1 protein-coding gene is annotated in these 524 nt (G+C 50.8%); it reads left to right on the top strand.

Features of this window, described 5'->3' with window-relative positions:
• Positions 1 to 12 precede the first annotated feature (12 nt).
• Positions 13 to 524 (top strand): Ig-like domain-containing protein (locus GQR39_RS20065; RefSeq protein WP_346774504.1); only part of this gene is annotated, 512 nt, incomplete at its 3' end.

Raw genomic sequence — 524 nt, 5'->3', positions numbered from 1 at the left:
GTTGAAGTCACTGTGACCGCGAACGATGCAGCAGGTCATACCGACAGTGCAACCACAACGATTAACATTGATACAACCGTTCCAGACGTGACGGTTGATGACTTAACAACCAACGACAGCACACCGGTATTCACCGGTACGATTGACGATCCAACGGCGGTGGTGACAGTGACCATTGCGGGCACCGCGTATACTGCGGTGAACAACACCAACGGTACGTGGACATTAGACGACAGTACTATTCCTGCATTGAGTGAGGGGATACTGGACATCAGCGTGAGCGCAGCCGATGCCGCGGGTAATACTGATGATGCAACGGGTACCATTACTATTGACCTCACCGGTTTAAACGTAGGCATTGATGACCTAACGACTAACAGTCTGAGTCCTGAGCTAACCGGCTCTATCGATGATCCAGAGGCAACCGTGATCGTTACTATTGGTGACAATGATTACAACGCGACTAACAACGGAGATACCTGGACATTAGCGGCGGACACCTTAACTGGCTTGGTAGAAGGTGA

This window comes from Pseudoalteromonas sp. C8 (assembly GCF_011378685.1).
Classification (GTDB): Bacteria; Pseudomonadota; Gammaproteobacteria; order Enterobacterales; family Alteromonadaceae; genus Pseudoalteromonas; species Pseudoalteromonas arctica.
This window is presented reverse-complemented; position numbering and strand designations above follow the sequence as displayed.